We start from the raw sequence: 12350 nt of genomic DNA on the forward strand, positions 1-12350 counted from the left end.
TCAGTCGAGCGGCTTACCCACCGCCCTGGGCGCGCGGCTGCGGCCCGTGAAGATCAGCGCCAGCACGGTGATCAGGTACGGCAGGGCCTGCACCAGACTACTGGGCAGCAGATTGCTGCCGCCCAGCTGAATCGAGAGGGCCTGCAAAAACCCGAACAGCAGGGTGGCCGCCAGCACGCCCAGCGGCTTCCATTGCCCGAAAATCAGGGCGGCCAGGGCGATAAATCCGGCACCCGCGCTGATATTGCGGACATACGCTTCCAGGTTGCCGATGCTGAGAAAGACCCCTGCCGTTCCGGCCAGCACGCCCGACAGAATGACAGCGCTGTAGCGCATAGCTTTGACGTTGACGCCCATACTCGACGCCGCGCCGGGATGCTCGCCGCTGGCCCGCAGCCGCAGACCGTAGGGGGTGCGGTAGATGACGTACCAGGTGACGGCCACGGCGATCAGCGAAAAATACACCGGCGGGCTGAACTTGAGATCGCCCATGCCCCACAGCGGCAGCGGATGGTCCACGGCGGGACTCTCGGTACTGGTGTTGTAAAGGGCGGTCAGCACTACCGGCGGCACCCCAGTCGCCAGCAGGTTGATGGCGGTGCCGGAAATAACCTGATCGGCGCGGTACTTGATGCTGAGAACGGCGTGAATCCAGGCGATGAAGCCGCCCACGACCATGCCGCCGAGCCAGCCGACCCACGGCGCGGCGGCTCCCAGGGACGTATCGAATTCCTTGGTGATGATCGCCCCGGCCAACGCGCCGAAGATGATCAGGCCCTCCAGCGCGATGTTGACCACCCCGCTGCGCTCGGAATACAGCCCGCCCAGCGCGGTCAGCAGCAGCGGGACGGTGGAGCGGATGAAGATTCCGGCAAAGGTCACGCTCAGCAGCGCGGCAAAAAAGGCGCTCACGATTTCTTCTCCTTCTCAAGATTCTCTTCGGCCACCACGTCGCCGCCGAGCACGTCCTGCGAGATGACCTCGCTGCTGCGGCCCACATTGGGCACCGGGGTCGCCGCCTCACGGGCCGCCTCGCCAGGCGTCAGGTGGGCGCTGGCGTCACTGCCCGCAGCGTCCACCGCCTTGACAAGCTGCGGCGGCGGCGGATCGGTGATGCGGCGACTCAGGAAGCCCCCGGCCGCGATAAACAGCACGATCAGGGCCTTGAGCACCGTCACGATGTCCTTGTTGACCTTGTCGAGCACCCGGTCCACGTTCACGCCGCCGGTATCAACAGTGCCGAACAGGATGGCGGCGGCCACCACCCCGCCGGGCGTGCTCTGACCCATCAGGGCCACCGCGATGCCGTCAAAGCCCACGTTGACCGGCATATTGGCCTTGAGCCGGAACTCGTCGAGTGCGCCGCCCATGGTGTAGTGGGTGGCTCCCAGGCCGATCAGCGCGCCCGACAGAGTCATGGCCAGAATCACGTTCTTGCCGACGCTGATGCCGCCGTACTCCGCTGCCGCCGGGCTGAGGCCCACCGCCCTCAGTGCGTAGCCCGCCGAGGTGCGCCACAGCAGCACGCCCATCAGCACGGCGCAGACCAATCCGATCAGGAAGGAGGTGTTGAGGCGGCTGGCGCTGAAGCTGCCGACGACCGGAATACCCACCGTCTTCCAGGTGATGAAACCCACGACAACGGCGGCGGCCAGAGCGATCCACAGCCGCGCCTTGACACGGCGCAGGCCGTAATACAGGGCCGCGAACACCAGTAGCGCCAGCACCGGCCCCAGCGAGAAGTAGGCGGCCTCTCCCCGGTTGAAGCTGATCAGGTCAGCAATGGAGGCCAGGCGCGCGCCCGGCTGGAACTCGGCGCTCTTGGCCTCGAAACCAGGGGCCTTGAAGGGCAGCGTGTAGGTCTTACCCAGCAGGGGAAACGTAGACGAGCCGATCAGGAAGATGAAGATGGCCGAGGCGATGTAATTGAGCATGATGGTGTTGATGACTTCGCTGGAGCCGAAGCGGGCCTTGAGCAGACCCGGAATCGCGCCCCAGATGGCCCCGCCGAGCGCCGCTGCCAGCACCGTGGCGGGCAGCAGCAGGAAAGTGGGCAGCGGCGCGTAGACACCCACCAGCATGGCTCCGATACCGCCCGCCGTGAGCTGGCCGGGGCCGCCGATATTGAACAGGCCCGCCCGGAAACCGAAGGCCACCCCCAGCCCGGCGAAGATCAGCGGGGTGGCGAGCTTGAGCGAGTCGAACAGCCCGTTGAGACTGGTGACCGGGGCAAACAGGGTGGTGTAGACGTACCACACCACGTCCAGCTTGCCGGTCAGCAGTTCGCCGAACGAGAGGGCGCGGTTCAGGCCGTTGGGCACCGGTTGCACCACCACCACCACCAGTGCCCCCACCGCGATGGCCAGTGTAATGGCGGCGAGCGGCACCAGCAGGCCGCGCAACCGGTTGAGACGCTCCCACCAGCTCGGCCACATGCTCAGGCCCGCGAACAAGCTGACTCCCCCGGCCAGGAGCGGCAAAAAGAGGCCCAGATGCATGCCTCCCGCCGTCCAGGGAATTCGCCGGGCGCGCACACCTTTGGCGACCAGCTCAGCCACTGCTGCACTCAGCGCCGAGTTAAAGACGATGATGGCCGCCACGCCGAGCAGCATCGTGAGCAGCCCGGCGATCCACAGCCAGCTGGTCCGCCGCAGCGCCGCGAACAGGCTGAGGGCCAGCAGCAGCAACGTGCCCCAGCCGAGCAGCAGGGCCGCACTGACATTCGGCAGGTTCTCGAAGGGCGAGCCGACGAAGTTGGTCAGGCCACCAGGAAAGCGTTGCAACAGCGACTGGGCGTTGAAGTTGCGGCTGAGCGTGCCGTAGGGAAACAGAAACAGACCGACGAGCGCCAGCACGATGAAAATCAGGCTCAGCCGCGCTGCCAACGGTGAGGGCCTCACAGATTCAGACATTGGCCCATTCTAGGGGCCGTTCCCAGCAAATGTCAGGTGCACCGCCTTTCACCGTGCGGTCCTCACCTGCTACACTGCTGCGGCTATGGAACGAACCTTTGCCATGATCAAGCCCGACGGTGTACGCCGGGGCCTGACGCCCGAAATCCTCACCCGCATTCAGCGCAAAGGCTACCGCGTGGTCGGCCTCAAGCAGATGATGATCAGCCACGAAACCGCCGAGAGCCACTACGCCGAGCACAAGGATCGCCCTTTCTTCGGTGAGCTGGTCAGCTTCATCACTGGCGGCCCGGTGGTGGCTATGGCCCTGGAAGGCGAGAACGCCATTCTCGGCTGGCGCGGCATGATGGGCGCGACCAATCCGGCCAACGCCGCTCCCGGCACCGTCCGCGCCGACCTCGCCACGACCACTGGCGAGAACGTGACACACGGTTCCGACAGCAGTGACAGCGCCGAGCGCGAGCTGAAGCTGTTTTTCAGCGAGGATGAGCTGCTGAAGTAAGGGGTGTGGGAACGAACGAGATGAAAGAAGTCGCCCGCCGGGTTGGGGGCGACTTTCTTTGGCGGGGAATGGGTCGGCCTAGGAAGGCGATCGTTCCAAAAACTCCCTGGCGGCCCGGTCACTTCTCAGCACGATGACCCTGAGTTGCGGCGTCTCTCTGAGCTGCTCAAGCTGCTGCGCGCCCAGCTTGGGAAAGTTCCAGATAAAACGTAAAAATGCCCAATCCAGCGGCTCTTTGCCGAGGTGCTTGGCGTCGGGTCGGCAGCGCAGCAGGGCGCGGGTGACGGCGCGAAAGAGGCACAGCCCGCGCGAATACATCAGTATGACGGCAGTGTCGGCCCGTTCGGCGCGGATGTTCAGCGTGCCCGCGTAGTTTCCGTCCAAAATCCAGCGCTCCGGCGCAGTGGCGGCCCGCATCTGGGCTTGCCAGGCCGCCTGCCCCGGCCTGACCCAGCCCGGCAACCAGTACAGATCATCAAGGTGAACCAGCGGCAGACCTGTCGTATGCGCGAGCCGCTGAGCGAAGGTGCTTTTCCCCGCGCCGGGGCTCCCGACAATCATCACGCGCCGCATCATCAGCACAACTCTAACGCGCGGCTATACTCCCTTCATGTCTGAATCCTCTCCCCCACTCGACGTGCTGGCGCTCTACAAGGACGCCGGGGCGCTGCACGAGGGCCGCTTTCTGCTGGCGTCGGGGCGGCACTCGCCTTACTTTCTCCAGTCCACCACCTTGCTGCAATACCCCCAGTACACCGCCCGGCTCGGCGCGGCGCTGGCCGACAAACTGCGGGCGGCCAAACTGACCCCGGATTTCGTCATCGGCCCGGCCATGGGCGGCGTGGTGCTGGCCTACGAGGTCGCCAAGCAGCTCGGCACGCGGGCGCTGTTTGCCGAGAAAGACGGTGCAGGCGGCATGAAAATCCGTGAGGCCTTCAGCGTCAGGCCGGGGCAGACCTTCGTGGCGGTGGAGGACGTGCTGACCACTGGCGGCAGCGTGCTGAAGGCGGTGCGGGCCGCTGAGAGCTACGGCGCAACCTGCCTGGGCCTGGCCTGCATCGTGGACCGGCGCAGGCAGGAGGGTGCGCTCGAAGGCTACCCGCTGATCTCGCTGCTGCACCTGTACTTCGAGACCTACCAGCCTGAAGACGTACCCGCGTGGCTGGCCGAGCGCGAGTTGCAGGAGATCTAACGCTCCACCTTTTTGAGGATGCCTGCCCCCGCGCCGGTCCTCTAAGCTGGGGGCATGGGCACGGTTCAGGAGCATGGTCAGGGCGGCGGCTACTTCTCCGAACTGTTCGGGGCCGCCACCTACCGCCACCTGCTCTACTTCGTGGTGGCAACACTGCTGAGCGTGGTCACCGCCCTGGCGCTGACGGCAGCACTCCTGGGCGCGGCCCTCTCGCCGCTCCTGCTGGGCGTGCCGCTGCTGGTGCTGGGCGGCTGGGCACTGGGCAGGCTGGCCAACCTGGACCGGGCACTCGGCAGCGCCCTGCTGGACGTGAACCTCAGCCGCGCCGCGCCGCTGCGTCCGCCCGGCTGGTGGCCCTGGCTTCGCGCCCGCCTGACCGAGGCCAACACCTACAAGGTGCTGCTCTACAGCGTGCTGAAGCTGCCGTTTACCGTTCTCAGCAGCGCCTGGCTGGGACTGACCTTGCTGGGCGGCCTGGGGTTGATGGCGCTGCCCGCCGCGCTGCATTTCTTTCCCGAACTCAATCTCCCGGTGGCGCTGGGAAACCAGGGGTACGTATTGGGCCGCGCCTCCACGTTGTTGCTGGCCTGCTGCGGCTTTTTCGTGGTGATGCTGGGCGTCAGCAGCCTGAATCTGCTGGCGCGCGCCTGGATGATCGTCAGTTACGGCCTGCTGACCGAGTACGGCGAACACGCCTCGGCGGTGCGCGAGGTGGCGGCCCTGCGGGCGGGCGCGGCCACCGTCGCCTTCGCGGGCAGCCTGGAAGAAACGCTCAGCGAGTTGCTGCGGATCTCGCTGAGCGCCACCTCGGCCCAGAGCGTCCGTATCACGGTGGGGCGGGTGACGGCGGAACTGGGCGCTTGGCCCGCTGGGCAGATGAACAGTGGGCCAGGCAGTGGGCAGGTGGGTGAGCCGCCGCTCAGCGGGCGTGACACCCTCAGCCGGGTCGGCAGCCAGCAGGTGCTGTCGCTGGCGGTGGCGGCGCGCGGCGAGGTACTGGGCACATTGCACGCCCTTTACGACGCGCCGCCAGGCAACCGAGAGATCCAGTTCTGGGCCGCCGTGACCGATCAGGCCGCCAGTGCCGCCGACACCGCCCGCCTGATCGATCAGGCCCAGCTTCAGGGCAGTGAGCAGGAGCGTGCGCGGCTGGCCCGTGAACTGCACGACAGCGTGGCCCAGGCGCTCTACGGGGTGTCGCTGGCCGCCCGCAGCGCCCGCGCACTGATCGACAAGAATCCGGTTCGGGCCGCCGAGAGCCTCGACTTTGCCCTGAATCTCGCAGACGGAGCCAGCGCCGAGATGCGCGCCCTGCTGTTCGCCCTGCGCCCCGACGCGCTGGAGGAAGGTGGACTGGTGCCTGCCTTATCGCGCCTCGCCGAGATGCTGCGGCTGCGCTACCAGCTCGCAGTGCAGTTCGACGCGCCCGCCGAGCCGCCGCTGGGCAGCGAGATCAAGGGCACGCTCTACCGGGTGGCGCAAGAGGCCACCCACAACGCCGTCAAGCACGCCCGCGCCCGGCAGCTCAGCCTGAGCCTGTTGCCCAGCAGCGCGGGCTGGACACTGCGAATCCGTGACGACGGCCTGGGCTTCGACCCCGCCCATACCCGGCCCGGCAGCCTGGGCCTCAAGAGCATGCGCGAGCGCGCGGCGCTGATCGGCGGCCAGCTCGACCTGGAAAGCGCGCCCGGCGCAGGCACCACCCTGACCCTGAGTGTGAAGGCGCGGCCCGCGCCAGCCGAGTCGTCGGCACAACCGTGACGCCGCCCCGCCTGCGAAGTTCGCCGTTTCCGAGGTGGTCGCTACCTGCGGCGCTGCTGCGGGTGTCGGTCACGCTGGGGGCGCTGGTGGTGCTGGGGGCGCTGTTCGTCACCAGCGTGCAGCGCAGCGACCTCGGCGGCCTCAAGATCCAGTCCTCACACGTCCAGCACCCACTGACCGGGGTGCGTCACCTGACCCTGACACTCTCGCCCCAGCTCAGCCACAGCCTGCAGCTCAGCGGCAGCGGCTCGGGCAGCCTGCACGCCCAGCTCAGCGCCAGCCACGAGGACGAACTGCGCCTCCAGCGAGCTCCGCTGCTGTCCGGCACTGCGTTCGGCGCTGTGTACCGTGACCCGCCCAGCAGTCTGGCGCTGAAGCTCAGCCGCCGCCTGCGCGAGTGGCCGCTGATAATTCAGCTCGGCGGACAGAGCAGTCTGTCCGGCACGCTAACCCTCAGCCTGCCCCAGCGTCTGCCCCTGACCCTGATGCTCCAGCGACCGGCAGACGACAGCGACCTCGATTTGCGGACGCTGAGCCTGGAGCGATTGAACTTCGTCAGCGACAAGGGCCAATTGCGGGCCACCCTGCCTCAACACGGCACACCGCAGCTCAGCGTCCGCAGCACCAGCGGCGACCTGAACCTGACCCTGCCGCCCGGCGACGCCCACACCACGCTGGACGCCCACAGCACCAGCGGCAACGTCACGCTGAATGTGCCGCCCTCTGCGCGAGTGAGTCTGACCGTGCAGTTCAGCGGCCCGTCCTCGTCTGCCGATGTGACTTTGCCCGCCAGCTTTCAGCCGCTGAGCGCCCCAAGCCGCCAGAGTCGGCGCTACCTTCAGCCGGGCCGACCCACTGGCCCCATCCTCACCGCCCGCCTCGATCTCACGAACGGTTCGCTGACCGTCAATGCCCTGAACGCCAACGGAGTGTCCCCATGACCCTGCCCCTGCCCGGTCCCGCCCAACTTGATGCTGCCCCGATTCGCCTGCTGCTGGTCGACGACCACGACGTGGTGCGCCAGGGCCTCAAGATGTTTCTCTCGCTCGACGAGACTCTGGAAATCGTGGGCGAGGCCCGCAACGGCCAGGAGGCGGTGGAGCAGTCCGCCCTGCTCTGTCCCGACGTGGTGATCATGGACCTGATGATGCCGGTGATGGGCGGTGTGGAGGCCATCCGGCTGATTCGCGCGGCCCAGCCGGACGTGGAGGTGCTGGCCCTCACCAGCGCCCTGGAGGAGCACAACGTCAACGCTGCCGTCCAGGCTGGGGCCACCGGCTACCTGCTCAAGGACGCCTCCAGTGAGATGCTGCTCACGGCCATTCACCACGCTTCCAGGGGCGAAGTCTACCTCCACCCCGAGGCCGCCGCCCGGCTGGTGCGCGACTTTCGCAGCCCCGAGATGCGCGAGCACCTGACGGCCCGAGAGGTGCTGATCTTGCAACTCATTGCGCGCGGCCACAGCAACCGGCGCATGGCCGAGGAACTGGGTGTGGGCGAACCCACCGTCAAGACCCACGTTTCGCGCATTCTGAGCAAACTGGAACTTGAAAGCCGGACCCAGGCGGCACTGTACGCGCTCAAGGTAGGGCTGGCGACCCTGGAGTGAAGCAGCGTCGCGCCCCTTATGCGCCGCCGGGTCTGTTACAGTTTCGTCGTGATTTCATCTTTGCCAAGCTCCACCAGGCTCTTCGCTGTTGCCCTCGGCTTGCCGCTGCTGCTGGCGGCCTGTCAGGGTCGCCAGGCCACGCCTGCGCCCAGCCTCTACAGCGTCAGCGGCACCCTGACCGGCCTCAACCCCTCGGCCACAACCACCGCCCAGGTGTTTACGCCCTGGACTGGCGGGGCAGGCACGATGCAGGCCGTCATCGGCAAGAGCGTTCTTTCCACAGGAACAGTTGACGGCAGCGGCAGTTTCAGCCTGACCCTGCCCGCCACCCTCCCGGACAGTGATCTCAACTCCTTTAATACCGCCAAGCTGGACCTGGGGAGCGCCCACTGTGCGGGGGCGCTCATTATCAGCAACCAGGCCGCCCTGACCGCAGTGGTCGATTTTCAGCTGGTCACGGCGGCCAGCAGCCGATTTGCCGCGCCAATTGATGTAGAGGTGAGTGTCAATGCGGACGGGAGCGGTCAGTCCACGGAGGTGGACACGCTGCTGATCTACTCAGATTCGGTCACCACCCTCAGCGGCCAGCAGCAGTGCATCGAGAACGGCTCCACCCTGGTTTCGACCTATGACATCAATCTCAAAGCAGGCTACAACACCATCAACCAGACCCTGGTTCTAAAAAAGAATTCGGGCGGCACGACCAATAGAACCATCAGCTTCGCCAACGGCAAGTCACCGCCTCGCTGGGCCGCTGGTCCCGCGTCGGCCACGCCGCTCAGCCTCAAGACCAATTCCAGCAAGACCCTCTTTCACTGAAGTTTCAGGACGCTCGCACCTTCGGGTAGCCCCCAACGGCTGCCCTTTTTACGTTCACGGCACCTGCGTTTCCCGGCGCTCGGCGTCGAGCAGTGCTCCGCCCAGGCGCTCGAAAGCTTCGGCGTCGGTGGGCGGGTGGGTCAGGCCCGCGCGGGCGTCGCGCAGCAGGCGCTCGAACGGCAGCTGGGGCGAGAGCGCCGCGCCGCCCACCACGCGGGCCGCCTGATCGGCAGCGCCCACGGCGGCGTTGGTGCACAGCGCCTTTGCGGCGGCCAGCAGCGGCAGGCGGGCGACGCTGGGGTCGGCCCCGAACTGCCGGGTGGCTTCCTGCAGCAGGGCGCGGGCGGCGGCGAGTTCGGCACTGATCCGCCCCGTCGCCTCGCGCACACGCGGCAAGCTGGACAGCGGCTGGCCCAGCGCGGTGGGCACCCGCTCGCGGACGTAGGTGGTCAGGGCCGCCAGGGTCGCCGTGCCCACGCCCAGGTAGGTTCCGGCCAGCGCTGTCCAGAACCAGGCTGGGTGGGCCGGGTGCTGCGGCTGCGGCGGCACCACGTCGCCGCACTCCACCCGCACCCTGTCCAGGAAGATGTCCTGCGAACCGCTGCCGCGCAGCGAGAGCGAGCCGCCCCAGGTGGTTTCGATACTCACGCCCGGCGCGTGCAGCGGGGTCAGCGCGCGGGCGATCTGGTCGTCGGGGGTGCGGGCCGTGACGAGTGCGAAGTCGAGCGCCCGCGCCCCGGTGGCCCAGGTCTTGTGGCCGCTGAGCCGGAATCCGTCCGCGTCCGGCGTGAGGGCCGTCTGCGGCAAGCCACCCCGCGAGGGCGATCCCAGGCCCGGCTCGCTGGCCACCGCGTTGATCAGCGCGCCCCGAATGACGGCGGCCCGGCCCACCTTCAGCAGCAGTTCCGGCGGCAGGCTGCGGGCGGCAAAAGCGCTGCCCAGCACCTGCCCGGTCATCGCCAGCACCAGTGCCAGCGACGCGCCCGCTGCGCCGAGCTGCTCCTGCACCCAGGCGAACTCGCTCAAAGTCGCGCCCAGGCCGCCCAGCGGATCGCCCTCAAGCTGCGGCGGCACGCACAGCGCCGCGTAGCCGCTCGCCTTCAATGCGGCGGCGGCTTCAGGCGTCACGTCCTGGGCGGCCTCGCACTCGGCAAGGTGGGTGGTGATGGCCTGCGCAGCGCGGGCAGTCAGGTGCTGCACCTCGGGGCGCGGCCAGTCGGAAGTGGGCCAATCAGGGAAGTCCGGCACGCCGGTCAGCGTAGAGCATCCAGGCAGGATAGAAGTGACCGAATCGCTCCTTTCCGGGCGGCGCGTACCAGAGTACCCCCCCGCCGTACCAGTACACTTCCGGTCAGCACGAAACGGGAACCAATTAGAGAAAACCGTATATCCCCTTGCAGATGGTCATAACTCAACCCCGCCCGGCGGCCAGCAAACTCCTTCCAAGCACCCAGCCCCTCAATGACACGGCCAAACTGACTCGACCTGCCCCCGCTGCCTCGGTCACGCCGTTCCTGGCCATTTATACTGAAACGCGGACGAAAGTCTGCATATTCAGTCCCCAGAAAGCGGCTCCAGGACTTCATTTTGGCCGTGAGCCAGCGAAACCCCTGGACAGCTGGTGTTGGGAACGGCGATATGCCTTCAGATCAGAGCAGATGACTATGCAACGTCTCCCCTGGACAAGGCTCAAGGCACATCCAAAAACACCATTGCAGACGAATTTTTTTCTTGGCAGCGTTTCGTCCGCATTTCAGTTTATAGTGTCCAGCCGCTGAGCCTCTGGGTAAATTACAAAAAATTCTTACTCTCTACGCCACCCGAACCTGCCCTTCAAGGCACGTTGGTCTGGCGCAGACCCAAGATCACCGCCGCCGAAGCGCTTGCTGCCCAGCAGCTCAACAACCACTTGCTTGCCCTGGTGACGGCCCTCAACGCTCTGCTTTTATTGCTCTTCAGGTTGTGGCACGCGGCCCATTGAAGGTTTGACTTCCCTCCCCTCACTTTGCCAAAGTACTTCCCGTCATCATCAGGCCGAGCTGCGTCTCGGTCGCCTCACTGGCGGGCATCTCGCCCACGACCTTGCCCTCGTACATCACCAGGATGCGGTCGGACAGGTTCATCACCTCGCCCAGATCGGCGCTGATCAGCAGCACCGCGAGCCCCTTGTCGCGGGCCAGCACGATCTGCGCGTGAATGAATTCGATGGCCCCGATGTCCACCCCGCGCGTCGGCTGACTGGCGACCAGAATCTTGGGGTTCTTGCGCATCTCGCGGGCCACAATGATCTTCTGGGCGTTGCCGCCGGAGTAGCGACCTGCCTGCAAGGCCGCCGAGCGCGGGCGCACATCGTAGGCTTCGCTGAGGTCGCGGGCATTCTGCTCGATCAGGTCGAGGTTGAGGAGGCCCAGCGGCCCGGCGAAGGGTTTCTGGTCCTGCTCACCCAGAATGAAGTTCTCGGCGGTGGTCATCTCCAGCACCAGGCCGCGCTCGTTGCGATCTTCCGGAATGTGCGAGACGCCCGCCTGTCCCACCGCTTTGGCTCCGTGGGCAATGACACCGTCGTAGGTGATCTTGCCGCTCTGGGGCTGAATCAGGCCGGTGATGGCCTCGACGAGCTGGCTCTGGCCGTTGCCCTCCACCCCCGCGATGCCCACGATCTCGCCCCGGCGCACCTGAAACGACACGTGGTCGACGACGTTCTTGCGGTTCTCGTTGACCACGACCACGTCCTGAATATCCAGCGCCACCTCGCCGGGCTGGGCCGGTTCCTTGTCTACCTTCAGCACCACCTCGCGGCCCACCATCATGTTCGCCAATGTTTCGGTGGTGGCTCCGCGCGCCGGAATGGTGCCGATCATCTTGCCGTCGCGGATCACCGAGATGGTGTCGGAGATGTGCAGCACCTCGTGGAGCTTGTGCGAGATGAACACCACACTGTTGCCCGCCGCCGCGTACTGGCCCTTGAGAAACTCGAACAGCTCGTCGGTCTCCGAGGGGGTGAGCACCGCCGTCGGCTCGTCCAGAATCAGGATGCGCGCACCCCGGTAGAGCGTCTTGAGAATCTCGACTTTCTGCTGCATGCCCACCGGCAGGTCCTCGATGCGGGCATCGGGATCGAGGCCGAAGTTGAACTGCTTGATGAGTTCGGCCACCTTCCGGCGCGCCCGGGCATAGTCGATGGCCCCGCCTCTGGTGGGTTCGCTGCCCAGAATCACGTTCTCGGTGACGGTCAGCGGCTCGACCAGCATGAAGTGCTGAAACACCATCCCAATGCCGAGCTTGATGGCGTCAGCGGGGTCTTTGAGGTTCACCACCTGTCCGTCCACCGCGATCTCACCGGAGGTGGGCGGCTGCGCACCGTAGACGATTTTCACCAGCGTCGACTTGCCTGCGCCGTTCTCACCGCACAGGGCATGGACGCTGCCCCATTTGACTTCCATGGAGATGTTGTCGTTGGCCAGCACCAGCGGAAAGCGTTTGGTGATGTTTCGCAACTCCAGAGCGTAGGGCGAGCGGTGTTCGTGGGCGAGGTCAGCGGCGCGCTGGGTCATG

The 12350-nt window shown here is 66.4% G+C and carries 12 protein-coding genes; 7 read left to right on the plus strand and 5 right to left on the minus strand.

What is annotated here, in order from left to right; all coding sequences use genetic code 11:
- On the minus strand, positions 1-912 hold the full coding sequence (locus N0D28_RS10760) for an ABC transporter permease (RefSeq protein ID WP_260559518.1): 912 nt from the start codon (positions 910-912) through the stop codon (positions 1-3).
- Positions 909-2912 carry an ABC transporter permease gene (locus N0D28_RS10765; protein ID WP_260559519.1) on the minus strand — a complete coding sequence of 668 codons (2004 nt, stop codon included), beginning with the start codon at positions 2910-2912 and terminating at the stop codon, positions 909-911. The genes N0D28_RS10760 and N0D28_RS10765 overlap by 4 nt, the downstream gene beginning before the upstream one ends.
- An 85-nt stretch (positions 2913-2997) precedes the next feature.
- Between N0D28_RS10765 and ndk the strand changes: the two genes are divergently transcribed.
- Complete coding sequence (ndk, locus tag N0D28_RS10770; protein WP_260559520.1) at positions 2998-3414, plus strand: nucleoside-diphosphate kinase; 417 nt, start codon at positions 2998-3000, stop codon at positions 3412-3414.
- Between the two features lie 78 nt (positions 3415-3492).
- Here ndk and N0D28_RS10775 read toward each other — a convergent pair whose 3' ends face one another.
- Positions 3493-3990, minus strand: coding sequence for a P-loop NTPase family protein (locus N0D28_RS10775; RefSeq protein WP_260559521.1), 498 nt, complete (start codon positions 3988-3990; stop codon positions 3493-3495).
- 34 nt (positions 3991-4024) lie between these two features.
- On the opposite strand from N0D28_RS10775, the gene pyrE reads away from it, so the two are divergent.
- The 5 genes from pyrE to N0D28_RS10800 are packed head-to-tail and all read left to right on the plus strand — an operon-like array spanning position 4025 to position 8795.
- Positions 4025-4606, plus strand: a complete 582-nt coding sequence (pyrE, locus tag N0D28_RS10780; RefSeq protein ID WP_260559522.1) for an orotate phosphoribosyltransferase — start codon at positions 4025-4027, stop codon at positions 4604-4606.
- Positions 4607-4660: 54 nt separating this feature from the next.
- Positions 4661-6367, plus strand: coding sequence for a sensor histidine kinase (locus N0D28_RS10785; RefSeq protein WP_260559523.1), 1707 nt, complete (start codon positions 4661-4663; stop codon positions 6365-6367).
- Complete coding sequence (locus N0D28_RS10790; protein WP_260559524.1) at positions 6364-7308, plus strand: DUF4097 family beta strand repeat-containing protein; 945 nt, start codon at positions 6364-6366, stop codon at positions 7306-7308. The genes N0D28_RS10785 and N0D28_RS10790 overlap by 4 nt, the downstream gene beginning before the upstream one ends.
- Positions 7305-7976: a response regulator gene (locus N0D28_RS10795; protein WP_260559525.1), complete on the plus strand. Its 672-nt coding sequence runs from the start codon at positions 7305-7307 to the stop codon at positions 7974-7976. The genes N0D28_RS10790 and N0D28_RS10795 overlap by 4 nt, the downstream gene beginning before the upstream one ends.
- Positions 7977-8024: 48 nt before the next feature.
- Positions 8025-8795: a hypothetical protein gene (locus N0D28_RS10800; RefSeq protein ID WP_260559526.1), complete on the plus strand. Its 771-nt coding sequence runs from the start codon at positions 8025-8027 to the stop codon at positions 8793-8795.
- 54 nt (positions 8796-8849) lie between these two features.
- Here N0D28_RS10800 and N0D28_RS10805 read toward each other — a convergent pair whose 3' ends face one another.
- Positions 8850-10043 carry an acyl-CoA dehydrogenase family protein gene (locus N0D28_RS10805; RefSeq protein ID WP_260559527.1) on the minus strand — a complete coding sequence of 398 codons (1194 nt, stop codon included), beginning with the start codon at positions 10041-10043 and terminating at the stop codon, positions 8850-8852.
- Positions 10044-10416: 373 nt separating this feature from the next.
- Here N0D28_RS10805 and N0D28_RS10810 point away from each other — a divergent pair, with 373 nt between their 5' ends.
- Positions 10417-10776 carry a hypothetical protein gene (locus N0D28_RS10810; protein WP_260559528.1) on the plus strand — a complete coding sequence of 120 codons (360 nt, stop codon included), beginning with the start codon at positions 10417-10419 and terminating at the stop codon, positions 10774-10776.
- A 19-nt stretch (positions 10777-10795) separates the two neighbouring features.
- Here the strand turns inward: N0D28_RS10810 and N0D28_RS10815 are convergent, their stop codons facing one another.
- Complete coding sequence (locus tag N0D28_RS10815) at positions 10796-12349, minus strand: ABC transporter ATP-binding protein (RefSeq protein WP_260559529.1); 1554 nt, start codon at positions 12347-12349, stop codon at positions 10796-10798.
- Between the last annotated feature and the right edge of the window lies 1 nt (position 12350).

Origin of the sequence: Deinococcus rubellus (assembly GCF_025244745.1) — a bacterium.
In the GTDB taxonomy this organism is placed as follows: Bacteria; Deinococcota; Deinococci; order Deinococcales; family Deinococcaceae; genus Deinococcus; species Deinococcus rubellus.

Bases quoted from the DNA above. Each gene is read 5' to 3' on its own strand.
- N0D28_RS10795 (WP_260559525.1), top strand. From the start codon at position 7,305: ATGACCCTGCCCCTGCCCGGTCCCGCCCAACTTGATGCTGCCCCGATT.
- N0D28_RS10785 (WP_260559523.1), top strand. From the start codon at position 4,661: ATGGGCACGGTTCAGGAGCATGGTCAGGGCGGCGGCTACTTCTCCGAA.
- N0D28_RS10815 (WP_260559529.1), bottom strand. From the start codon at position 12,349: ATGACCCAGCGCGCCGCTGACCTCGCCCACGAACACCGCTCGCCCTAC.
- pyrE (WP_260559522.1), top strand. From the start codon at position 4,025: ATGTCTGAATCCTCTCCCCCACTCGACGTGCTGGCGCTCTACAAGGAC.
- ndk (WP_260559520.1), top strand. From the start codon at position 2,998: ATGGAACGAACCTTTGCCATGATCAAGCCCGACGGTGTACGCCGGGGC.
- N0D28_RS10765 (WP_260559519.1), bottom strand. From the start codon at position 2,912: ATGTCTGAATCTGTGAGGCCCTCACCGTTGGCAGCGCGGCTGAGCCTG.
- N0D28_RS10775 (WP_260559521.1), bottom strand. From the start codon at position 3,990: ATGATGCGGCGCGTGATGATTGTCGGGAGCCCCGGCGCGGGGAAAAGC.